This window comes from Lutibacter litoralis (assembly GCF_014646675.1).
Lineage (GTDB): Bacteria > Bacteroidota > Bacteroidia > Flavobacteriales > Flavobacteriaceae > Lutibacter > Lutibacter litoralis.
In genome coordinates, this window is record NZ_BMNS01000008.1 from 133,334 (window position 1) to 157,376 (window position 24,043).

The window sequence follows — 24,043 nt, forward strand, 5'->3', positions numbered from 1 at the left end:
ACTATTTAATTATGGAAGCTGAAAACACCAATCAACAAGATAGCACTTCTAATTCACAAATACCACCTCAAAGTGATATTACAAGTATTCTTTTAAGTTTTAAAAAATTCTTTATAGAATTACTCGATATTAGAAAAGATACCGATAAAAAAGGTACAATTGAAGATATAAAAGAAAACATTTCAATGAAAGGGCATACAGCTTGGGTGTTGGTTTTTTCTATTTTAATTGCTTCTATTGGATTAAATGTTAGTTCTACAGCTGTTGTAATTGGTGCGATGCTTATATCTCCTTTAATGGGTCCAATTTTAGGTGTTGGTCTATCTATTGGGATTAATGACATAGATACGTTAAAACGCTCCCTAATTAATTTAGGAGTAATGGTGGGATTAAGTTTAGCGACTTCATTTTTATTCTTTTTAATCCCAATATTTAGAAATGAAACGCCAGAAATCTTAGCTAGAACTGCCCCAGATGTTAGAGATGTTTTTATTGCAATTGCAGGTGGTTTGGCTTTAATTATTGCATTTAGCAGACAAAGTAAACAAACCAATACAATTGCTGGTGTAGCTATTGCAACTGCCTTAATGCCTCCTTTATGTACAGCTGGTTATGGACTTGCAACTTGGAATTTAAGCTATTTTGGTGGCGCTATGTTTTTGTTTACTATAAACACCATTTTTATTGCATTGGCTACTTTTGTAATTGTTAAGTTTTTACGATTTCCAATGCTTAGATATATTAATTCTGCAAAGAGAAAACGAATTGCAAGAACAGCTTCAACTGTAGCTCTTTTAGTTTTTTCGGGGAGTATTTATTTGTTTTTTAACTTATTTCAAGAAAATCAATTTAAACAAGCTGCACAAAATTTAATTGATGATATTAAAGGAAATGGTATTAGTATTATTGATGAAAAAGACGAAAACATAGATTATCATAATAAAAAAGTGAAAATTTTTATTTACGGTAACAAGCTTTCTACAGATGAAATTGAAAGATGGAACGAAAGACTACCTGAATATGGTTTAAAAGATACCCAACTTGTATTTCATCAAGGTGTAGATGATTCTGATATAAGAAGTGAAGTAAAAAATCTTACAGATTTATATGTTCAAAATCAGAAAATAATTTCATCTAGAGATGAAACTGTAAAAGAAAAAGAAGATAAAATTAAGTTATTAACAGATCAAATATCTAAATATCAAGCCGCCGAAATTCCTTTTATTCAAATTAGTAAGGAAGCTCAAATAAATTATATAGGTTTAGAGCATTTAAGTTATGGGAAATTAATACATACAAATTTTAATACAGTAGATACAATTACTGTTTTTAATGCGCGCTGGAACGATACAATTCCAAATATAACTAATCAACAGCTGAAATTAAAAAAGTGGTTAAAAACACGTTTAAATTTAGATACGCTTCAATTAAACAACAACTAAAAATCTAAAATAATACCAAAACTAGGCAAGACATTTCCTGAAGTATTCTCAATTTCTTCAAGAATATATTTTGAATTATCGGATGGATTTACAATATTATTTCCATTTGTATCTTGTATCGGAATTAAATAGGATTGTGAGCTAAATTCACTTCGATATATATTTTGAATATCGACATAAAAATTAAATGAAATTTTTTCCCAATACCATGTTTTATCGATTCGAAGATCTAATTGGTGGTAAGTTTTAAAACGTTCAGAATTTAGTTTATTATAATCCAATATTCCACTATTAGAAACATTATAATTTGTAATAATTGAAGACGCTTCAAAGTCGTAAGGTGTATAAGGTTGTCCGCCAACAAGTCTAAATTTACCGCCTATTTCCCAATTTTTTTTAAGCTTTTTTCCACCCGTTATAGATAACAAATGGCGATTATCCCAAGAAGAAGGAATAAAATTATCTAATTTATCTTTAAACTCACTTTTAACAAATGTATATGAAAAAATTCCATACAATCCATTAAAAGATTTTTTTTGAGCCAATAACTCAACTCCATACGCTCTTCCTTTAGAGTTTGAAGTAACTTCTTCATTTCCTATAACTCCAAAATCTGAACCTAAGTTTGCCAAACTAATTTGGTCTCTAACAGAAAAAGGATAATTTTTGTAGGATTTATAAAAACCTTCTAACGTGATTTTTGAAGTTGCATTTGGTTTCAGTTCAAATCCAGAAACATAATGTATCGCTTCAATAAATTTTAAACCGTTATTTTTATTCACCAATTCATTCAAATTGTTTCTAAATCCTAAAATTGTATAAGCAGGTATTTGTTTATAAATTCCTGTTGTAGCGTTTAAACTAAGTCTATCACTGAACTCATAAGACAATGAAACTCTTGGTGAAAATTGATTTAAAGGGTTTTTCATTTCACTATTATAATCAACCCCATCTAATCTAAAGCCTAAAGAAACTCCTAAATTAGCATTCACATATTTTTTAGAAATTTGTCCGAATACATTATACTTTAACATGGATAATTTTGAAGAAAAATCTATTTCTTGAACGCCATTTGGAATAGCCAATTGTTGAAAAGTACTATTTGAATAAGTAGCATTTTCTAAGCCAACACCTACATTTAGTTTATAATTATTTTTTAATGTTGAAGTAATTTCAAATCGTAATTTGTTTTCAATTTCTCTTGAAGTATAATCTAATAATAAATCGTTCGGATTGTATGTATTATTAAAATATTTTTTTGCATTATTATTCCAAACGTTTCTACTTACTACTAGTTGTTGCATCGTATTTTTACCAAAATGTTTGTATACGGCACCAATAGTATAATTCCATTGTTCTTGAATAGGAATATTACTTAAAGAATACCTGTTTCTTTTTAAAGTTTCCTTATCTGTAATATCATCATTTACACTTTCATTTAACTTAAATTTATCAATAGCCCCTAATCCAATTATAGAAATTTCGCTGTTTGAAGATAATTGATGTTTCACTTTAAACTGAAAATCGTTATAGGTTGGTAAAAAAGGTAGTTTTATTAGTTTAAATAAAAATTGCAAATAAGATTGACGCACAGAAGCTATAAAAGTTGTTTTATCACCTAACGGACCATCTAAAGTAATTCCGGCATCAGAAGTTCCTAAAGTTAATCTTGTGTTTAACTTTTCCGGGTTTCCATCCTTTTGAGTAAATTCTATTATAGAGCTTAAAGCATTTCCATCACTTGCAGGAAAAGCACTCGTAAAAAAATCTACTTTTCTAATTAAATCTGCATTTATTATGCCTACAGGACCACCCGATGAACCTTGAGTTTGAAAATGATTTATTACAGGAACCTCAATTCCGTCCAGATAAAATCTATTTTCTGAAGGTGCTCCACCTCTAATAATAATATCGTTTCTAAAACTAGGATTTGAAGCAACTCCTGGCAATGATTGAATCACTTTTAAAACATCTCTATTTCCTCCAGGATTTTTTTCAATTTCGGCAATTCCCAATGATTGCACAGATAACGGGCTTTCAACTGATTTTTTAAACAATTGACCTTGAACTACAACTTCATCTAATTGTTCTTTTGTTTGAACTAATTCAATTAAAATATAAGGTTTTTTATCTTTTGTTACTAAATAATCATCAGAAATTATAGTTTGATAGCCTAAAAAAGAAACACTAACTTTTATATAACCCAAAGGCACATTACTAATTGTAAATTCACCATTTTCATCTGTACTTTTACCTGTAGTAGTTCCTTCAACAATTACACTAACAAAAGGAAGTGTTTCTCTTGTTTGCGCATCTATAACTTTTCCTTTAATAGTTCCTTCATTTTGCGCAAAAACCGCAGAAAAATTAATTAAAATAAGTAGTAACAATCCTATTTTTTTCATATTAAAAAATTTATTTTACAAATATACTTTATTTTGTTTAATACACGTCGAATAAAGTTAAACATTTTATACTTAGTCCTAAAAAAACCTCAATCTTAATAGATCGAGGTTTAGTGGTGAGAGAAGGATTCGAACCTTCGAAGCTTGCGCAGCAGATTTACAGTCTGCCCTCGTTGGCCACTTGAGTATCTCACCAAATTAAAACTTCTTTAATTCAAGAATATTTTGTGACCTGGCTGGGGCTCGAACCCAGGACCACCTCCTTAAAAGGGAGGTGCTCTACCAACTGAGCTACCAGGTCGTCTTTTTCCTTTTTAGCGGCTGCAAATATAGGGGTATATTTTAAAAAAACAAATAACTTTTTTACTTTGTTTCATTTAAATAGACCTCTCTAACTTTTTTAAATAAATTTGAAGAGTATACAAAATTTACAATTGCCTCATTTTCAGTTTTAAAAATCTCTTTATTTGTTCCTTCCCAAGCTTTTACACCATCCTTTAAAAAAACAATTTTTTCTCCTATTTCCATTACAGAATTCATGTCATGTGAATTTATTACCGTAATAATTTGATATTCTTTTGTAATTTCTTGAATTAAATTATCAATTACGGTTGCTGTGTTTGGATCTAATCCTGAATTTGGCTCATCACAAAACAAATATTTAGGTTTCATAACAATTGCTCTTGCTATTGCAACTCTTTTTTGCATTCCTCCAGATATTTCAGCTGGGAATCTATTATTTACATTCGACAAATTAACCCTTTCTAATACAAAATTTACACGTTTTAACATTTCTGCGCTCGTGTTATTAGTAAACATTTTTAATGGAAACATTATATTTTCTTCTACAGTTAAAGAATCATACAACGCACCACCTTGAAAAACCATCCCTATCTCTTGTCGTAGTTGTCTTCGAGCCTTAATACCTAGCTGTGTTTGGTTTCTTCCATCAAAGCAAATTTCTCCTTGTTCTGGAATATGCAATCCTAACAAACACTTTAAAAAAACTGTTTTCCCCGATCCACTCTGACCGATGATCATACTGGTTTTTCCTTTTTCAAAAGTTGTTGAAATACCTTTTAAAACCGGAGTTCCGTTAAATTCCTTATATAAATCTGTAACTTCAATCATTTATCCTAATAGCATTTGAGTTAAGAAGTAATTCAATAAAATAATTACAACGCTTGTCCAAACAACAGCCTGTGTACTTGCTCTACCAACTTCTAAAGATCCACCTTTTACGTAATATCCGTGGTAAGCTGGTATGGTAGCAATTACAAATGCAAAAACCAAGGTTTTAATAAGTGCATATCGTACAAAATAGGGATCAAAATCAAGTTGAATTCCATAAATATAATCTTCACTAAAAAATCTTCCCGTTAAAATACCCGCTACATATCCTCCATAAATTCCTAAAAACATAGCTAACACAATTAAAATTGGGTAAAAGAATAAGGTTGCTATAATTTTAGGTAAAACTAAATAATTTAAAGAGTTAATTCCCATAACCTCTAACGCATCTATTTGCTCTGTAACACGCATAGTGCCAATACTTGAAGAAATATAAGAACCTACTTTACCTGCTAAAATTACACTCATAAATGTAGGTGCAAATTCTAGTATCATAGAACGTTTTGTAGCGAATCCAATTAGGTACTTTGGTATAAATGGGCTATCTACATTTAAGGCCGTTTGTATAGCTACAACACCTCCCACAAAAAACGAAATAAACATTATTATTCCAAGAGATTTTAAACCCAAATCTTCTATTTCACGAAACAAAGTTTCCCTAAAAACCGACCATTTTTGAGGCTTTCTAAAAACCTGTTTTAGCATAATAAAATACTTTCCAATATGCTCTAAATAATTCATTAAAATTTCTTTTTGGCTAAAATATTAAAATAATACCACCTTTAATCTTTTTGCATCATAAAATTATTTACAAAGAATAAAATATTATAATTTTTGGAAGCTTAAATTTATTTTTATTAAAAATTACTTCTATAATATTTTTTAAGTCATACTTAATTAAATTTATTGCAAAAGCAACGTTTAATTCAGCTCCGATTCAGCACGAAATGGCTCCATAGGAAGTATTTATCTTGAAGTGTTTGCTTAAAATAAACCAACATTTTAATTGTTATTACTTCAAAAGTAAAAATCTGCTAAGTTTGACACAAAGCAGATTTTATTTTTTAGCACAATATTTCTAATATCTTTTAGGTAATAATAGCTTTTATAATGTTATGATTATTATAAGTTAATACTTATAAACAACGGCATTTATATTCATACCTGCTCCAACAGAAGCAAAAATAATTACATCACCTTTATTTATTTCGTGATTTTCTATTTCACCGTTTTTAACCATATCTAACAACGTAGGAACTGTAGCTACCGAACTATTTCCTAACTTATGAATACACATTGGCATGACATTTTTAGGTACTTTTGTTTTATATAAGCGGTAAAATCTTTTGATTATGGCTTCATCCATTTTTTCATTTGCCTGATGTATAAATACTTTTTTTACTTCAGAAATAGCTATACCGCTTTTATCAAGTGCAGTTTTCATTGCTAAAGGCACATGATTTAAGCCATATTCGTAAATTTTACGGCCTAACATTTTTATATAACGTACATCTCTATTTTTCTCTTTATTAAAAGACTCTCCAAAATATAAATAATAACATTCTTCTAAAGCATCTGTTTGAGCGGCATGGCTTAAAATACCTTGTTTTTCAGTTTCTTTAGCCTCAATTATGCAGGCCCCAGCACCATCAGCAAAAATCATAGAATCTCTATCAAAAGGATCAACTACTCTAGAAAGAGTTTCAGTACCAATTACCAAACATTTTTGTGCTATTCCTGATTTTATATAAGCTTCTGCTTGGATAACACCTTGAATCCAACCAGGACAACCAAAGAGAATATCGTACGCAACACAACTAGGGTTTTTAATGCCTAACTTATACTTTACTCTTGATGCTAAACTAGGTAAAACATCACTTTGTACTGAATTGCTTTTAACATCACCAAAATTATGTGCTAAAATTATATAATCCAGTTCTTCTGCGTCAATTCTAGCATCTTCAATTGCTTTTTTTGAAGCTAAATACGCTAAGTCTGATGAGTCTTGATCATCATCTGCATAACGCCTTTCTTCGATACCTGTAATTGCTTTAAATTTTTCAATAATTTCAACATTTTCGTTCCCAAAAGGACTACCGTCTTCATTTAAAAAAATACTATTTAAAAAGTCTGAATTCTTTTTAATTATGCTTGGAATATAGCTTCCAGTTCCTGTTATTACTGATCTCATTTTTAATAAAAAATTAGGAATCAAATTTAATAATCTATTCGTTATTTAGTTCGGAAATTTTAATTTCCATTACGGTGGCTATCGACTGTGCCCTTGACTTTGCTGCGTGTGCATTTTCTCCTTGAAAAAGCTCATCTACAGATTCGCTAAACATTGATAACCAGCTCTTAAAATGTTCTTTTTTAAAAGGTTTTTCTTGATGTAATTTTAGATGTGGTGCCATCGCATTTTTACGATACCCACCAGAATAAAACAATATATTATCCCAAAAATCAACTAATGTTTGTAAATGTATTTCTAAGTGCTCTGGATTTGTAAAATCTATAAAAAAATGACGCATTAAATCGTCATTCAATAATTTTACATAAAAAGTTTTTACAAGCAAATAAATATCTTCTCTGTTTTCAATATCGTTTTTCATAAGATCAATTAAAGAAAGGATTTATCAAATGCAATTGGAAGCAAATCTAAAACCGATTCGGTTTTTATAATTTTACCTTCTTCTCCCATAAAATACACTTCAATTTTATCTTTTTGTTTTAATTCATATTCAGACAATGTTTGCCTACAAGCTCCACAAGGTGCAACTGGTTCTTTTAAAATATGACTACTGGAACTTGCTGAAATAGCAAGTTTTAAAATTTTTACGGTTGGGTAATCAGAAGCTACTTTCCATATAGCTACTCGTTCTGCACACATCCCAGAAGGATATGCTGCATTTTCTTGGTTGTTTCCAGTAACAATTTCACCATTTTCCAATAAAAATGATGCTCCAACTTTAAATTTTGAATAAGGCGCGTATGCATCTTTTTTAGCTTCAATTGCTTTTTGCATTAAAACTGATACATCTTTTGGAAGTTCTTGAACTGAATCGTAAACTGAAATACTAGTTGTTAATTCAACTTTTTTCATTTAAAATAGAAGTTTTTAACTTTTTATCTAACTTCAAAAATATCTCCAAAATCGAAAGATAAAGAGAATCTAAGTGTGTTTTCTAACGGATTATTTATATCTGACGCATTGAACAAATATGAAATGTCTAATTTAGAACTTTTAAAGTTAAATCCAGACCCAATAGTAAAATATTTTCTAGCACCTTTTAAATCACTTTCATTAAAATAACCTGCTCTAACCGCAAAAGAATTATCATACATATATTCTGCTCCTAAAGCCCAAGTAAATTCTTTCATTTCTTCACTAAAACCATTTGGCGCATCGTTAAAAGATTTAAAAATACCATTAAAAAAGCTAACGTCATCCTGTACATAAGGTGGCTCTCCATCTTCTGAAACACTCGGAGTTGGCACTAATAGTTTATTAAACTCTAAATTTACACTTACTTTATTATAATTGTCTAAAATAAAATCGAATCCACCACCCAGTTTTAAATTTGTTGGTATAAAATTATCTTGACCATCATTTGAATATGAAACTTTAGGTCCAATATTTGAAATATTGTAACCTCCACGCCAAACTCCATTAAAATCTCCATAATTATTTTCATCAGATTGAAAATAACCTGAAATATCAACTGCAAATGAATTTACAGGATTTATTGTCGAGTTAGCTGATTCTATACCTAAATCTGATCTTATATAGCGTAAAGTAACCCCCATAGAATAGGTTTCACTTAATTTTAATGAATAGGAACCGTCTACAGAAAACTCGTTTAATTTTTCAGTTCCTTCCGGAGCACCGTTAATATCTGTTAAATCTATTTGACCCAAATTAAAATATTTTAAACTTGCTGCCCAAGCACTTCTCTCATCAATTCTGTTAGCAAAGGTAAAACCTCCTAAAAACACATCATTGGTTAGTTCTCTTAACCAAGGTGTGTAAATAATTCCAATACTAAATTGAGATCTCATAAACGCATATTTAGAAGCATTCCAATGTTGTGAATTAGCATCTGGAGATGTTGCAACTCCTATATCCCCCATTCCTCCTGCTCTAGCATCTGGCGCTATCAAAAGAAAAGGTGCTGCTGTGGTAATTGGATTTGGAATTTCTTGTGCGTTACTTGAAAGTGCGAATATAACAGTTAGGGTAACTAAAATTATTTTTCTCATTAATGTTAATTTAATAATTGAATTAAATTGTTATTGCAATATTACTAATTTTTCAATTTTTTGAGCAGTAGTATTTGAATTAATTGATTTCACTTTCAATTTATAAATATATACACCTTTTCCTATTTTTGCTCCAAAATCATCTAAACCATTCCAAACTAATGTTCTACACAAATTACCTTCGGTTTGTAATGTTTCAGCAATTGTTTTTACCAATTTACCAGAAACTGTAAAAATTTGAATATATACATTTAAAAGTTCGTTTGGTTTGTTATGGTTGAACCAAAACTCTGTATAATTTACAAATGGATTTGGGTAATTTAAAACGTTACTTAAAACTAAATCACTATTGTCTACTACAGTAAAACTAAACGTAGATTCAGTTAAGTTATTGTAGGTGTCCCATACTTTTAAAGTAATTGTGTGCAGGCCTGGTGAAAGATCCCTAAATGAGTAACTTACTTTTCCTTTTTTGTAAGTATCTGAATCGGTTTGATAATAATCATTTAAAATTATTGGATTTGCCTGATCATTATCTAAAATTGCAATTATATCGTGATCCACAGCGGTGATAGAAGTATTAATTCCATTTTCATCTTCTAAGATCGCAATAAAAACAGGAGCACTATCCGTATTTCCTCCATCAACAAAATTTAGATCGTTCATATATAATTGAACATTTGGACCTATATTATCTTCTGGAGCATTTTCATTAATTCCCCCTACTGTTACATCAATATTATAACCCGATTTATCTATAATTTTGTTTGAAGCATAAAAACTAAGTTTCCCTTTACCATAAGCAACTTTTAAATCTTTAGGAGCTACAAAATCAAATGTGAATTTTCCGTTTTCAACTTTAGATCTTCCTTTAAATATTTTGCTATCAATTACATCAAATTCCATAACAATGTTTTTATTATCATTGTCTAACGTCTTCTTTTTTATAACTTTATCAAAAACTGTTACATCTATTTCTCCATTAAAATTATTTAATAGTTCATTATTACTATCTACAACATCACCTTCAAATTGAATATAAGACAACGCCTTTATAGTGTCTAAAGATTGAGTAATAGCTGTTCCATTCATTTTAGATAATTTAACCGCTGGTTTTGGAGCACTTAAATGCATTGCCGGGTCGCCAAAACTGTAAATAAAAAAACGCTGCGTTGTAGAAAACTGATTTTTAACTGTCATTAACGTTTCTGCAATTGACAAGTTTTCGTTATTAAAACTTAAAAGAGGTGCTATCAATCGCTCATTCAAAGCTTGCCCTACACTTATATAAATTTCTCTAGTTGTAGAAATTAGCGAACTTGCACCATAATTTTCTTTCCAAAATAAAAATTCTCCAGCTGTTTTTCTCAATGGATTATCAAATCTGGAAAAATCGCAAGTAACTGTAATAAATAGTGGTAATTTATATTTGTTTTTTAAACTTTGTATTTCTGGCAATCGAAAAATAGATTCTGAAGCCCACCCATCTTCACCTCCATGTCCAAAATAATCAACCAATAACGTTCCTTTATCTATTTGATTTACAATTTCTAAATTAACCGTTGGATATGTTTTACCTGAAGAAGATGTTTCTTGAATAAAAGCATCTAAATATAATTTCTTTAAATTAAAAACTGGTTTGTTTGAAACAATTGATGTTGCAATTTTCTCCATTTCTAACTGTAAAACCTCTTCTCCTGCTCTATCAATATCATCGGCAATTAAAGTGATATTTGTACGCCAATCTCCAAAAGATTCTTTGTTATAATAATCCAACAGTTTATCGACTACTTGTGTAGCCTGCAAAACATCTGAAACTGGAATTCTTCCAGTAGCAACATCTTGTCTTTCAAAAGAATTAAGCAGTCCTTCGTTTTCGTCCATCATTCCATAAAAATCATCTGTAACGTACGATGAAGCTAAATTAAAACTGTTGTATGCTTCAAAAACTGGCACTATATTATTATTTCCTTCAATTCTATCTTTATAATCATAAGACGCATCTCCAAATAAACAAACATATTTAATTCTGTTTGAAGTGGCATTATCATAAAAATGTTTCACAAAATCTCTAATAGCTGCTACATCTGGTGAGCCTGATGAAAATTCGTTATATATTTGATTTAAAGGCACTACTTTTGTTATTAACCCAGAATTTTGCGAATGATAATCTGCTAATCTTTGCGCTTGACCTATCAAAAAGTCTTCAGTAACAATTAAATAATCTATATCTTTTAAACTATGTAAATTTTGATTTTCAACAGCACTCTCCTGTAACAATTGAGGTACGTAAAAATCATTTTCAGGAATAACCACATACTCCAATAATACACCTCCATTTACTTTGAAATTAAAATTTGTAGTTGATGATTGGCTTGTAACTATTTGCGGATTAAGCGAATTTGAAACATCCCAAACCCATTTAATTCTATCGGCATTTGCTATAGAAAACTCTTGCACTCCAGAAGCATTTATAGTATTAAAATTTCTAAATACAAACTGATTATCCTTCGCAATTAATTTCCTTTTCCCCAGCACCTCAATAAAATCTAAATAAGCTGTTGCACTTGGGTTACCATTATTATTAAAATTTATATTTATATCAACTGCATTGCCAGATACTGTTAAATTTCCTGAATTTTCATTGGTAAATGCCTGATTTAAACCTGATCTTGCTTTAAAATTTATTTCGAATAGGTTTTGATTATCTACCTGAATATCCATTTTTGAAATAGATGATGATACTGCAACCCCTCTAACCCTGACCTCAATAGGTTCAGAATCATCAATCTCATCAAAAGGAATTGAATAGGTTCGAGTGTTTTCAATATTAAAAGCATCTCCAAACCATTGCTGCCCTATTGCGAATAAATTAACTTCATCTTTTTCATAAAAAATAAAATCATCAAAATTTGAAATTGTTGTAGTACTAGCCTTATTAATCGCAGGTTTTGTGGCAATTCTTTTACCTTCTGAAGTGCCAATTTTTAAAAAGTAAAATGCCTTGTCTGAATAAATATTATATCTATGTTTAGTTGAATTTAAATTTTGATTTAAACCATAATCCCAAGAATGTGGACCAGAAGCAAAAAACAAAATATAATCTTCGGAATCAAAACTTGCATCGTTTTCACCGTTTACAAGAATGGCATTTTCTTGCAAACCATTATACCTAAAATCACTATTTTTCAAAGGAAGCATCGCTCCTCCGTTACCATAAATACTAATATTTTTAGGGTTAATTGCATTTACATCTACACCTAATTTTTGCAAAAAATCTTTATCTATTTTATAAACTCCTGTTTTATTTATTGCAAATTTAAACCAACTCCCTTCAGCTAAAACCGAATTTTTAACAGATGCATTTTTTTGAATATTCAATTTTGCAGCTCCAAGTGTGTAATCTAATTCAAAAGAAATAATTCGTTTAATTTGATTGTTAATTTTAACCAGGGGTTTTAAATTTAAAACTGCTAGTGTTGTATTTACGGATTTTACTATATTTAAATCTATTAAAACTTCGCTGCTTATAGCATCAACTGTATATGCATTAACTTCCTCAACTTGCTGATAAATAACATTTTTAATCGAATAATCACTTAACCCAGAATTCGAATTTACTTTCCAACTAGACGTAAAAGTTGGGTTTAAATCAGCATCTAAAAAATTGTTTTCAACAAAACTTGTGTTAACTTTCCAATCTTTACGTATTTCAAAATCAACATTATCGATCCAATTAAGTTTAAAAAATTTAGTTTGATTTTGTTGCGCTAAAGCAACGTTTCCAACTGCAAAAAAAAGTAAAAATAATATGATTATAGGGTATTTCATTTTATAAAAAAAGTTCCAAATTTGGGATTTTATTCAAATATTATACAACATTACATATAATAAAGAACAAAAACAATCGTTATAAAAAACATAATTAAATATTTTGTTGCAAAAAAATTAATTTAATGTAAATTGCAACACTTAAAACCCTAATAAGTTTAGTATGAACTTTAATAATATTAAAAAAATTTATAAAGTATTATTTTATCTTGTTATAATTATATCTCTAGTAAGTTGTCACAATAGAAATCCCAGAAAAATTGTAGGACTTACCGGATGGAATTCTAAAGATAAAAGTGCCGTAGGATTTTACGATTCTAAAGAAGGTTACAGAGGGCAAAAAGCGCCTCCTGGAATGGTTTTAGTTGAAGGAGGAACTTTTACAATGGGCCAAGTTCAAGATGATGTGCTTTTTGACTGGAATACTACACCTGTTAAACAACAAGTTCGCTCATTTTATATGGATGAGACAGAAGTTACAAATTCAGAATATTTATTTTATTTAGATTGGATGGAAAAAGTTTTTCCTCCTAACGATATTAATTATGAACATATATATCAATCTGCAGTACCCGATACTTTAGTTTGGAGAGATGTTTTAGGTTTTAATGAGCTGTTGACCGAAAACTATTTAAGACACCCTGGTTATGCAGATTATCCAGTAATTGGTGTGAGTTGGGTACAAGCAAACCAATACTGTAAATGGAGAACAAATAGAGTAAATGAAAAAATTCTTATGGACAAAGGGGTGTTAAAACCTTTATTTGAACTCGATTCTATTGAAGTAAAAGGTAAAAACCATTTTGACACTGACACTTATATAGAAAATCCGTATGCAATGTTCGATGGAGATTCTACAATTTACAAAAAAGGTTTACCAAATAATATTGCCAGAAAAAAGGGTGATGCTAAACCAAAAAGAGGTGACTTTACAGGAAGACAAGTAAAAGTTTCTGATGGAATTTTATCTGCAAGATTTAGACTTCCAACAGAAGTAGAATGGGAATATGCTGCAAAAGCAGTGGTTGAAGGAAGAGAATACAACAATACACGTGGAAGAAAAAAATATGCTTGGAGCGGAAAATACACCCGAAATAAATCTAAACGCTATATGGGAGACCAACTAGCAAACTTTAAACAAGGTAAAGGAGATTACAGTGGTGTTCCTGGTTGGAGTAACGATGGAGCAGATATTACTATTCAGGTAAAGTCTTATGAACCTAATGCGTTTGGGCTGTATGACATGTCTGGGAACGTAGCCGAATGGGTGTCAGATGTTTACAGACCTATAATAGATAATGATGCTAATGATTTTAATTATTATAGAGGAAATATTTTTACAAAAAAAATGATAGACTCTGAAGGTAAAGTTGTTATTGCAGATGACTTTTCTGTCGAGTATGACACTTTGGATAATGGACAAATTGTTCCTAAAACACTTCCTGGTAGTATTAAAAAGGTGCCTGTTACAAAGCGTGATGCATATATGAGAAATAATTATGAAAAGGCCTATAATATTGATGCAAAAGACGGTGATTTAGCTTCAACAAAATTTTATGATAAAGATGAAGACGAATTAGAGGTTAAACCTCGTATGTACAATTCTCCCGTAAAGCCAAGAGAGATAGGGGAAAGTGGTTATATAATGCAACTATACGATACAGAAAATAGGACAACTTTAATAAGCAATAAGGCACGTGTTTATAAAGGAGGTTCTTGGAAAGATAGAGAATATTGGTTAGACCCTGCTCAAAGACGGTATTTACCTGAATATATGGCAACTAACTTTATTGGTTTCAGATGTGTTACTGATAGAATTGGACCAATGACCTATAAGAGAAGAACTCCTACAACAACAAAAATTAGATATTAAAATAGTTGAAATAAAATACAAACCTCATTGAAAATTCAATGAGGTTTTTTTTATATTTAAATTTTTAAAATAACCTTTTATAAAAATTTATTTCCTATTCAAAAATTCAATCCTAACAGGAATAGAGTTAGAGAACATATTTGAAGGAGATAACCAAAACATCTAAAAAAGTATGGCCAGTATGAAAATTGAACAATTATATCAAATATTTATTCAAAAATATTTAGTAGATACAGATACAAGGCGTATAAGAAAAGGAAGTCTCTTTTTTGCCCTAAAAGGTGATAATTTTAATGGAAATAAATTTGTTGAAGAAGCATTAAATAATGGTGCCTCATATGCTGTAATTGACGACGTTGCATATAATCAACCTAAAACGATACTTGTTAATAATGTTTTAGAAACGCTTCAAAAGTTAGCACAATACCATAGAAATCAATTGAACATACCCATAATCGCACTTACAGGAAGCAATGGAAAAACCACTACAAAAGAACTTATAAATTGTATTTTATCTAAAAAATATAGAACTACTGCAACCATAGGAAATTTAAACAATCATATAGGCGTTCCATTAACATTATTAGCAATACAACCAACTACTGAAATTGGAATTATTGAAATGGGTGCTAACCACATAAAAGAAATTGACTTTTTATGTAATATTGCAAGACCTAACTTCGGGCTAATTACAAATTTTGGAAAAGCACATTTAGAAGGATTTGGAAGTGTTGAAGGCGTTATAAAAGGGAAATCTGAATTATATGATTTTTTAAGAGCTGCAAAAGAAGTTGCTTTTATAAATACAGATGACCCCATACAATTGAAACAATCACAAGGTATTGAGACAATCACTTTTAATAACAACAAAATTAAATATCTTGCATCAAACCCTTTTGTAAAAATTAAGTTTAAAGATGTAATTATCCAAAGTAAATTAATAGGAAAATACAATTATAATAATATTGCAGCAGCTATTGCAATTGGAAATTATTTTAAGGTTTCTATAAATGACATTAAAGATGCCATTGAAAATTATGAGCCTGATAACAATAGATCACAAATTATAAATAAAGGAAGTTTAAAACTAATTTTAGACGCTTATAATGCAAATCCAAGCAGTATGAAAGCAGCTTTGGAAAACTTTAGCGAGCTAAAAGATAAACATAAAATAGTTATTTTGGGAGATATGTTTGAATTGGGAAAAGATAGCATCAAAGAGCATCAAAAAGTTGCCGATTTTGCGAGCTCATTAAACTTTAACAAACTTATTTTAATAGGAAAAGCATTTTCTACAATAATTGTAAAAAATGCTTCAACTTATACTTGTTTTGAAGATTTTAAAACTTCAAATGAAAATTTAAATCTAAAAAATGCCACCTTACTAATTAAAGGATCTCGCGGAATGGCATTGGAAAGAATTTTAAACCTGCTCTAATTTTAATTTCTCACGATGGTATTGAATTAAACCATCAATTGGTCTTCTTAAAATAGTTCCAAGTTTAACATCGTGTTTTTTTGCAACTTTTTCAATAATATCTTTAGAGAAAAATGCAATTGAACCTACAAAATGTACAGGAACATCCTTTACTTCTTTGTAAGTTAATACTCTAGTCTTAAAGAAAACATTAATTCCCTTTTCAAGAACTTTGTTAGAATAGGCATTGCGTTCATTTCTAAAAATAAATTCTGCAAAATGCGCTAAATACGTATTTGGGTTTGTTTCTTTGTAGACATTTCTTTTTATTACATCAGGATCTAAATCAAAATGACTTTCAAATTTCTTTGCACTTCTTTTTGGCATTCTCTTGTAAAAATAGTCGCGAATTAACCTTTTTCCAAAATAATTTCCACTTGCTTCATCCATTAAAATAAAGCCCAAAGAAGGAACTCCATTTATAACGTCTTTTCCATCGAAATAACTACTATTAGATCCAGTTCCTAAAATACAGACAATTCCAGGTTCAGTTGTTACGGCATAAGTTGCCGCATACGTATCTTCTTTAACCTCAACTATCGCATTTATAAAAAATGATTCAAATATTGATTTCAATAAAGCTGTTGGTTTTTTAGTACCACAACCAGCACCATAAAAATAAACATTTGTTATTTTCTCTTTATGAAATTGAAAATCTTCATTTTCTTCTATACGTGCTTGAAGTAATTCCCCTGGAAAAACTGCAGGATTTAATCCTGCAGTTCTTGTTTTAAGTATAATCTCTCCTTTATCGTCTAACAAAATCCAATCGGCTTTTGTTGAGCCTCCATCAGCTATTAGAATCATTCTTTTTTGAATTTAAACTATGAATATAAACTATTTAACAGCATTAATGTATTCAGCTAAGTCAACTAATTTTGTTGAATAACCAAATTCATTATCATACCAAGAAACAATTTTCACAAAGTTGTCATTTAATCCAATACTTGCATTTGCATCAAACACAGATGTTCTTGGCTCAGATACAAAATCTTGAGATACAACACCTTCATCTGTATATCCTAACACACCTTTTAATTCGTTTTCAGAAGCATGTTTTATAGCCGCTTTTACTTCATCAAAAGAAGCTCCTCTTTCTAAACGACATGTTAAATCTACTACAGACACATCAACAGTTGGTACTCTAAATGCCATTCCTGTTAATTTTCCATTTAATTCTGGAATTACTTTTCCAACAGCTTTTGCAGCTCCAGTTGAAGCAGGTACAATATTATTTAATGAAGCACGTCCTAATCTGAAATCTTTTTTAGATGGACCATCAACAGTAAATTGTGTTGCTGTTGCCGCGTGTACGGTTGTCATTAAACCTTCAACAATTCCAAAGTTATCATTTAATACTTTAGCAATTGGCGCTAAACAGTTTGTTGTACAAGAAGCGTTAGATACAATAGTATCAGCAGCAGTAATTTTTTCATTATTTACACCCATTACAAACATTGGTGCATCAGCAGATGGTGCAGAAATTGCAACTTTTTTAGCTCCAGCTTTAATGTGTTTTCCAGCTCCTTCTAAGTTTGTAAAAATACCTGTACAATCAAGTACTACATCAGCTCCAACAGCATCCCATTTTAAATCTTCCGGGTTACGTTCAGCTGTAATTCTAATTTCTTTTCCGTTTACAACTAATTTACCATCTTTAACATCAATAGTTCCGTCAAACTGACCGTGAACTGAATCGTATTTCAATAAGTAAGCTAAGTGATCTACAGCAAGTAAATCGTTAATTCCTACAACTTCTACATTTGGTCTGCTAGCAGCTACTCTAAAAGCTAATCTACCAATTCTACCAAATCCGTTAATTCCAATTTTAATTGTTGACATGTTTATTGTTTTTATGTATTAATCTCTATTTATACTGAAGTTATTTCAGCTACTTTTAATAATTCTTTATCAATATCGTTGTTCATTTTAATGGCTTTATTAAGTCCAACTGTAGTTACTTGGTTATTTGTAACTCCGACCATAACACCAGATGATCTATCTAATAAATGCTCTACTGCCGCAACACCTAATCTACTCGCCAAAACTCTATCCGAGCAACTTGGCGCACCTCCACGTTGCATATGTCCTAAAACTGAAACTCTAATATCGTAGTCTGGGAAAATTTCCTTTATATGATCTCCTAACTCAAATACATTTTTTCCAATTTTATCTCCTTCAGAAACAACAACAATACTTGAAGTTTTTCCTTTTTCTTTACTTGTTTTAAGAGAATCAACCAGCCTATCTAAGCCTAAATCTTTTTCTGGAATTAAGATTTCTTCAGCACCAGCTCCAATTCCTGTGTTTAAAGCAATAAAACCAGCATCGCGGCCCATCACTTCAATAAAAAATAATCTATTATGTGAACTTGCCGTATCTCTAATTTTATCAATTACTTCAACTACGGTATTTAATGCTGTATCGTAACCGATAGTTCTATCAGTTCCGTAAATATCATTATCTATAGTTCCAGGAATTCCTATAATTGGGAAATTATACTCTTGAATAAATTTTAAGCCTCCGGTAAAAGTACCGTCACCTCCAATAATTACAAGCGCTCCAACTCCTGCTTTTTTTAAATTTTTGTATGCTTTTTCTCTACCTTCTTCTGTTCTAAAATCTTGAGAACGGGCAGATTTTAATATAGTACCGCCTTTATTAATGATATTACTTACATGTCTAGCAGAAAGTTCTTTAAAATCTCCTTCAATCAATCCTTGATATCCTCTATAGACACCAATACAATCCACTCTGTAATATGTACATGCTCTAACAACTGCTCGTATAGCAGCATTCATCCCTGGAGCATCTCCTCCAGATGTTAAAACTGCTATCTTATTTATGGGTTCATTCATAGGTTAAAATTAATTTACCAAAGGTACTTTGAAATAGGATTTTATCCTATAAAACCAATTGATTTTCACTAAAACGATTTCGTTATACACGGCTGTAAATCAGCCCTTTTAATGTGTTTTTATGAAAACTTTAGAAATCTTGTTTTCAGACATTTAAAGCAAAAATAATTAAAATTAATTTGATAGGATGTTCGTTTTAAAATTATTTTTTTTGAAGTAAAATTATAACAGCTAAAAAAGTATTGAAGCCCGTCATGCTGATTTGACTAAGTAATTGAATTTAAAAAGTGAATTTAATACTTGTAACTATTTGAGAAGGTCTAAGTTTATAACTACTTTCTACATATGAAAATTCATTGCTATAAACATTTATAAATTCTTTTGTATTTAAAACATTGTTCCAACTTAAATTTAAATCAATATTTGATTGTTTAAACGTATATTGATAACTAAAATTTAAAAAATAATTAGAAGCATTTTCTTCTGAAAGAGAATTACTGTAATATTCATTAGTACACTTTAAATATTGATTATCGGTTAAGTAAAAGAATAAATTTAAAGCCTGCTTATTCGTTGTAACTTGTTGTAATTTAATTTTATCAAAAGATGATTTATAAATTGAAATAGTACCAATATATTGTGAACTTAACCAACTAAAAATTTCTGCATCTAAATTTGCATTTAATTGAATATTGTTATTTTCTACATTAGTGTACGTGTTATTAAGAAGCTGTTTTTGATTTGATTGATTGTATCTCGCATTTAGTTTGATTGTAGTTTTAATTTTTTTAAAATATTTACTACCCCCTAAGCTGTAATTATTATAATTTATAAAATTATCACTTTCAATTGCCTCCAAAATAACTGCACCGTTTTCATCTATTTCATTTTTATAAAGCAAGTTATTTTTAGTACGAGAAAAAGAATATGCTCCTTTAATAAAAATCTGTTTTATAGGATTCCTATAGGATATAGTTCCACTATATATCTGATTAACTTGTTGTGAAATTGGAGCATTGTAGTGATTTAAATTCCTATAATTAGTTAACACAAAACCAGAATATAAACGTCGCACATTACCATAATTATAGTTTAATCCAGCAGCAATACTAGTTTCCCAAAAAGCAGTTAGTTTCTTTTGTAAATAGAAATTGGGTTCAAAAACAAATCTATTTAAAGCTCTGTTATTTGAATAATTTTCATCTTCTAATTTAAGATGTATCATTGAAATTGGCATTTTTAATCTCAACTTCCAAAATTCATCCTTGCTTTTAAATTGTATTACATTCTCGAAATAACCTTTTGAAGCTGTAAAATCGAGTCGATTTATAAAATCCGGACTTATATTTTGCTGATTTTCAGACATTACTAAATCGCTATTTAATTGTTGGTTTTGAATAGAAAACCCGATTTTTGATGCCATTGTAAATTGTTTTAATGCCTTTGTTAAACTTGCTGAATTATCGGCAAATAAACGAATAGATTCTAATAATTGATTAATTTTTGGATATGGCTTTCCATTATTTAATAGATTTAAAAATTGCCCTGGTATCACTTCTAAATCTTGATTGGTATTTGTGTAGCCAATATTAGATTGAAAATCTACAAGTTGCTTACCAAGAGTTGTAATTAGTTGTAATTTATTACGAACCGCTATAAACGGATTGCTTAAATTTTGTTCTAAACTCGCATCTGTTAGTTGTGTTACACCTTTTTGAGAATCCCAATATTTGTTAACTTCAAAATTATTTTTAATATAATTATTTTTAGTATTCTTTTCAACTATTAATTTACTTTGAAGGTTGCTAGTAAATAGCTTATTCTGATTATTTTCTAACAAATTAATGGTATCGGTAGGTGTAAAAAAACGGGTATTAGAACTTCCACTTTGCTTTTGAAAATCATTTAAATAAGAAACATTTAGTTTTAGAATAACATCCTTTTTAATTTGTTGTAAGGCATTTACAGAAGCTAAATGTACATTATTATCTAACCAAAGTTCTTGAAGAAATGGTGGTTTAGAAAGTCGGGTAAGACCTAACCAATTTGTTTTTTCAATACTGGCATTATTGTCTGAGTTTTCACTTGAAAAATTATGAATTTGACGTGAAATATCTGTACCTGTATCATTACTCTGATAGGTAACTATGGCTTGGCGCTTTTTAGAAAACAACATTGGCGTAAATTTAGCCTTCCAAAGTAGCGGTGAAAATCCAACTCCAAGCTCTGCATTTCCACTAATTGTTAGTTTTTTTTTCAATTTAATATTTAGGGAAGATCGCTCTGAAAAAACCAAGCTATCAAGAATTTTTATTGGTTGGTGGTTTTCCAATATTTGTACTTTAGACACATCATCTGCAGAAATATTTTCGTTAGCCAAATTATAACGTCCTTCCATTAAATCCAAACCTTCTATATAATATTTCTGAATAGGTTTTCCTTGATATAATATTACTCCACTAGGCATAATTTCTATACCAGGCATTTTTTTTATCACATCAGCAATTACACGATCTTTTTGATCTTTAAAAGCAGCTACTGAAAAACTTATTGTATCTCCGTGTTGTTGAATAATTTTAGCTTCTACAAATACTTCTTTTAAATTTTCCGTTGAAGGAACTAAATGGATCTCAATTTGTTGCTTTTTATTATATATGTTTTTAATCCAAGTTGTATAACCTAGGTAAGAGACTTTTAAAATTAATGAACTAGATATATCATTTACGTTGGTTTCAAACTCCCCAAGTGAGTTTGAAATATCATATGCCAATATAGACGAACTGGTATTATTACTTATAATTATAGTTGCGCCACTTAAAGCTTGTCCTTTTTCATCATTTACTATTCCAGTTATTATTGATTGGGAATAGCTTTTAAAAAAAGTCAGAAAAAATAACAAAAGAATATAAGTATTAGAAGCCCTCATATTATTTTAGTTCGATAGGGTTATTTTCTTTTTTCAACATTTCTGTGAATAATTCCACGTATTTTTTATCAATTTCTGGAGAACTTTTTACATTGGGATTATTAGCATATTTAAAAGGATCTCTTCGATATCTGTACCAGAGATCTAGCAATTCTTTCTTTTCAGTTTTTACATATTGTTTCAGATTAATTTTAAATGCAAGTTTTGGAGATTTTTTTTCGAGTCCAATAAACTCAAATACATAATCATTAGCTGTATCGGAAATTTCTAGAATTAATCCAGGTAGTCCATTAAATTTATAAGGTCCTTCAGCGATAGGAATTTCAGGACTGAACCAAGCTATATAATTTCTACCAGCAAATGAAGTAGTGGCTTTTTGAACATTGTAGCCTTTAATAAGTTTTGTTTCTTCTAAAATATTCCACTTAAACAAGTTTTTATCTTGTATATAATAAAATCGATCTTGCATTTTTGGAATTTGTAATGTGTAATACAAATTATTAGTTCTATTATCTTTTAAAATTTCATAATGAAATTTGGTTAGTACTGACCTAGAAGTATACCCAGTATTTCCTCGAACTACGATTGGATTCGCCAATGTTTTTGCTCGACTTGAAAATATGGAAAGGTTATCACCAAAATAGAGAATCATAAGTTCTGATGTTGGTTTGTCTAAACTTGTAGAATCTAACTTATAAGTTAAATTATAAGTGATTTTGTAATTGAAATCATCTTTCAATTTGTTTTGTGAAAAACCAATAAAATATATTGATAAAGAGAATAAAAATAAATAATGAGTTTTCATAGCTTCTTTTTTAATTGTTAATATAACATCAAATTTTGTTCCATAAGCTAATTCTATTTGTTATAAAATCCGTTAAAAACATATGCACTTATTGCATTGCTTTATTTTAATGTATATGTTATTTTAGCTCTAAAGGATTGTTTTCTTTTTTTAGCATTGTCGCACGTGCTTTTATGTACTTTTTATAGATCTCTGGATCCATACTTATATTTGGATTATTTACATAAGATAATGGGTCACGTCGGTATCTATAATTAATTTCTAACAATTCTCCTTTTTCTGTTTTTACATATTGTTTCAGATTGATTTTAAATGGAAGTTTAGGAGATTTTTTTTCAAGTCCAATAAACTCAAATACATACTCATTATCTGTATCTGAATTTTCTAGAATTAGACCAGGAAGTCCACTAAATTTGTAGGGACCTTCTGCAATTGGGATTTCAGGACTGAACCATGCTATGTAATCTCTTCCAGCAAACGAAGTTGTGGCTTTTTGAACTTTGTATCCTTTAATTTGTTTTATTTCTTCTAAAATATTCCAATTAAACAAGTTTTTTTCTTGAATGTAATAAAACCTATCGTATGCAATTTGCAATATATAATACAATTTATTGGTATGATTATCCTTAAGTATTTCATATTGAAAATCAGTTAGAGCCTCTCTAGAGGTATGCCCACTATTACCTTTTATTACATATGAATGCTTTAAGGATTTTGCCCTACTTGAAAACTTAGAAAATTTTTCACCAATATAAAGTACCATATTTTCTGATTTTGGTTTTTCTAAACTTGTAGAATCAATCTTGTAGGTTAGGTTATAAGTAATTTTGTAATTGAAATCATCTTTTAATTTGCTTTGTGAAAAACCGATAAAATGGATTGAGATTGTGAATAGAAGTAGGTAAAGAGTTTTCATAGATGTTTTTTTAGATAAAGTAAATTAATCATCAAATATTATTCCATAACATACTATTAAGTTATGAATTTTAAATAGTAAAATCCTCGTCAATCTAAACTTAGAATCCGCTCAACAAA

At 29.6% G+C, this 24,043-nt stretch carries 17 protein-coding genes and 2 tRNA genes; 3 read left to right on the forward strand and 16 right to left on the reverse strand.

Translation table 11 applies throughout. The annotated features are described in order from the left end of the window. Positions 1-11 precede the first annotated feature (11 nt). Positions 12-1,442, forward strand: coding sequence for a DUF389 domain-containing protein (locus IEW75_RS13280; RefSeq protein ID WP_134249196.1), 1,431 nt, complete (start codon positions 12-14; stop codon positions 1,440-1,442). On the opposite strand, the gene IEW75_RS13285 is transcribed toward IEW75_RS13280, so the two are convergent. From IEW75_RS13285 to porU, 10 genes are all read right to left on the reverse strand, one after another. After that, a complete protein-coding gene (locus IEW75_RS13285; RefSeq protein WP_134249197.1) occupies positions 1,439-3,847 on the reverse strand; it encodes a TonB-dependent receptor in 2,409 nt (802 codons plus the stop codon). The two genes, IEW75_RS13280 and IEW75_RS13285, sit on opposite strands and share 4 nt — an antisense overlap. A gap of 114 nt (positions 3,848-3,961) precedes the next feature. After that, positions 3,962-4,042: transfer RNA gene (locus tag IEW75_RS13290), tRNA-Tyr, on the reverse strand. Between the two features lie 33 nt (positions 4,043-4,075). Then, positions 4,076-4,148: transfer RNA gene (locus tag IEW75_RS13295), tRNA-Lys, on the reverse strand. 62 nt (positions 4,149-4,210) lie between these two features. After that, a complete protein-coding gene (locus IEW75_RS13300) occupies positions 4,211-4,978 on the reverse strand; it encodes an ABC transporter ATP-binding protein (protein ID WP_134249198.1) in 768 nt (255 codons plus the stop codon). After that, complete coding sequence (locus IEW75_RS13305; protein WP_134249199.1) at positions 4,979-5,719, reverse strand: MlaE family ABC transporter permease; 741 nt, start codon at positions 5,717-5,719, stop codon at positions 4,979-4,981. It abuts the gene before it with no gap. Between the two features lie 388 nt (positions 5,720-6,107). Then, a complete protein-coding gene (locus tag IEW75_RS13310) occupies positions 6,108-7,169 on the reverse strand; it encodes a 3-oxoacyl-ACP synthase III family protein (protein ID WP_134249200.1) in 1,062 nt (353 codons plus the stop codon). Between the two features lie 34 nt (positions 7,170-7,203). Beyond that, entirely contained in the window at positions 7,204-7,590 is a 387-nt protein-coding gene (locus IEW75_RS13315; protein ID WP_134249201.1) for a group III truncated hemoglobin, read from the reverse strand. Positions 7,591-7,598: 8 nt separating this feature from the next. Further along, on the reverse strand, positions 7,599-8,081 hold the full coding sequence (gene cdd, locus IEW75_RS13320) for a cytidine deaminase (RefSeq protein ID WP_134249202.1): 483 nt from the start codon (positions 8,079-8,081) through the stop codon (positions 7,599-7,601). A 23-nt stretch (positions 8,082-8,104) separates the two neighbouring features. Then, positions 8,105-9,238, reverse strand: coding sequence for a type IX secretion system outer membrane channel protein PorV (porV, locus tag IEW75_RS13325; protein ID WP_134249203.1), 1,134 nt, complete (start codon positions 9,236-9,238; stop codon positions 8,105-8,107). 30 nt (positions 9,239-9,268) lie between these two features. Further along, positions 9,269-13,069: a type IX secretion system sortase PorU gene (gene porU, locus IEW75_RS13330; protein WP_134249204.1), complete on the reverse strand. Its 3,801-nt coding sequence runs from the start codon at positions 13,067-13,069 to the stop codon at positions 9,269-9,271. Between the two features lie 163 nt (positions 13,070-13,232). Between porU and gldJ the strand changes: the two genes are divergently transcribed. Together gldJ and IEW75_RS13340 are read left to right on the forward strand one after the other, a co-directional pair. Further along, positions 13,233-14,942: a gliding motility lipoprotein GldJ gene (gene gldJ, locus IEW75_RS13335; protein WP_134249205.1), complete on the forward strand. Its 1,710-nt coding sequence runs from the start codon at positions 13,233-13,235 to the stop codon at positions 14,940-14,942. A 181-nt stretch (positions 14,943-15,123) separates the two neighbouring features. Then, on the forward strand, positions 15,124-16,380 hold the full coding sequence (locus IEW75_RS13340) for a UDP-N-acetylmuramoyl-tripeptide--D-alanyl-D-alanine ligase (protein ID WP_134249206.1): 1,257 nt from the start codon (positions 15,124-15,126) through the stop codon (positions 16,378-16,380). Here the strand turns inward: IEW75_RS13340 and IEW75_RS13345 are convergent. The 6 genes from IEW75_RS13345 to IEW75_RS13370 form a co-directional block, all read right to left on the reverse strand. Then, complete coding sequence (locus IEW75_RS13345; protein ID WP_134249207.1) at positions 16,366-17,226, reverse strand: BadF/BadG/BcrA/BcrD ATPase family protein; 861 nt, start codon at positions 17,224-17,226, stop codon at positions 16,366-16,368. The two genes, IEW75_RS13340 and IEW75_RS13345, sit on opposite strands and share 15 nt — an antisense overlap. A 30-nt stretch (positions 17,227-17,256) precedes the next feature. Continuing rightward, complete coding sequence (gene gap / locus IEW75_RS13350; RefSeq protein ID WP_134249208.1) at positions 17,257-18,261, reverse strand: type I glyceraldehyde-3-phosphate dehydrogenase; 1,005 nt, start codon at positions 18,259-18,261, stop codon at positions 17,257-17,259. A 29-nt stretch (positions 18,262-18,290) separates the two neighbouring features. Further along, positions 18,291-19,277, reverse strand: coding sequence for a 6-phosphofructokinase (gene pfkA / locus IEW75_RS13355; protein WP_134249209.1), 987 nt, complete (start codon positions 19,275-19,277; stop codon positions 18,291-18,293). A 280-nt stretch (positions 19,278-19,557) separates the two neighbouring features. Further along, on the reverse strand, positions 19,558-22,203 hold the full coding sequence (locus IEW75_RS13360) for a peptidase associated/transthyretin-like domain-containing protein (protein ID WP_134249210.1): 2,646 nt from the start codon (positions 22,201-22,203) through the stop codon (positions 19,558-19,560). Position 22,204: 1 nt separating this feature from the next. Then, entirely contained in the window at positions 22,205-23,008 is an 804-nt protein-coding gene (locus tag IEW75_RS13365) for a GLPGLI family protein (RefSeq protein ID WP_134249211.1), read from the reverse strand. 118 nt (positions 23,009-23,126) lie between these two features. Beyond that, positions 23,127-23,924 carry a GLPGLI family protein gene (locus tag IEW75_RS13370; RefSeq protein ID WP_134249212.1) on the reverse strand — a complete coding sequence of 266 codons (798 nt, stop codon included), beginning with the start codon at positions 23,922-23,924 and terminating at the stop codon, positions 23,127-23,129. Positions 23,925-24,043 lie beyond the last annotated feature (119 nt).

What these genes read in the sequence shown, in the direction of transcription:
- IEW75_RS13280 (WP_134249196.1), top strand. Translation starts at nt 12, where the DNA reads ATGGAAGCTGAAAACACCAATCAACAAGATAGCACTTCTAATTCACAA.
- IEW75_RS13285 (WP_134249197.1), bottom strand. Translation starts at nt 3,847, where the DNA reads ATGAAAAAAATAGGATTGTTACTACTTATTTTAATTAATTTTTCTGCG.
- IEW75_RS13300 (WP_134249198.1), bottom strand. Translation starts at nt 4,978, where the DNA reads ATGATTGAAGTTACAGATTTATATAAGGAATTTAACGGAACTCCGGTT.
- IEW75_RS13305 (WP_134249199.1), bottom strand. Translation starts at nt 5,719, where the DNA reads ATGAATTATTTAGAGCATATTGGAAAGTATTTTATTATGCTAAAACAG.
- IEW75_RS13310 (WP_134249200.1), bottom strand. Translation starts at nt 7,169, where the DNA reads ATGAGATCAGTAATAACAGGAACTGGAAGCTATATTCCAAGCATAATT.
- IEW75_RS13315 (WP_134249201.1), bottom strand. Translation starts at nt 7,590, where the DNA reads ATGAAAAACGATATTGAAAACAGAGAAGATATTTATTTGCTTGTAAAA.
- cdd (WP_134249202.1), bottom strand. Translation starts at nt 8,081, where the DNA reads ATGAAAAAAGTTGAATTAACAACTAGTATTTCAGTTTACGATTCAGTT.
- porV (WP_134249203.1), bottom strand. Translation starts at nt 9,238, where the DNA reads ATGAGAAAAATAATTTTAGTTACCCTAACTGTTATATTCGCACTTTCA.
- porU (WP_134249204.1), bottom strand. Translation starts at nt 13,069, where the DNA reads ATGAAATACCCTATAATCATATTATTTTTACTTTTTTTTGCAGTTGGA.
- gldJ (WP_134249205.1), top strand. Translation starts at nt 13,233, where the DNA reads ATGAACTTTAATAATATTAAAAAAATTTATAAAGTATTATTTTATCTT.
- IEW75_RS13340 (WP_134249206.1), top strand. Translation starts at nt 15,124, where the DNA reads ATGAAAATTGAACAATTATATCAAATATTTATTCAAAAATATTTAGTA.
- IEW75_RS13345 (WP_134249207.1), bottom strand. Translation starts at nt 17,226, where the DNA reads ATGATTCTAATAGCTGATGGAGGCTCAACAAAAGCCGATTGGATTTTG.
- gap (WP_134249208.1), bottom strand. Translation starts at nt 18,261, where the DNA reads ATGTCAACAATTAAAATTGGAATTAACGGATTTGGTAGAATTGGTAGA.
- pfkA (WP_134249209.1), bottom strand. Translation starts at nt 19,277, where the DNA reads ATGAATGAACCCATAAATAAGATAGCAGTTTTAACATCTGGAGGAGAT.
- IEW75_RS13360 (WP_134249210.1), bottom strand. Translation starts at nt 22,203, where the DNA reads ATGAGGGCTTCTAATACTTATATTCTTTTGTTATTTTTTCTGACTTTT.
- IEW75_RS13365 (WP_134249211.1), bottom strand. Translation starts at nt 23,008, where the DNA reads ATGAAAACTCATTATTTATTTTTATTCTCTTTATCAATATATTTTATT.
- IEW75_RS13370 (WP_134249212.1), bottom strand. Translation starts at nt 23,924, where the DNA reads ATGAAAACTCTTTACCTACTTCTATTCACAATCTCAATCCATTTTATC.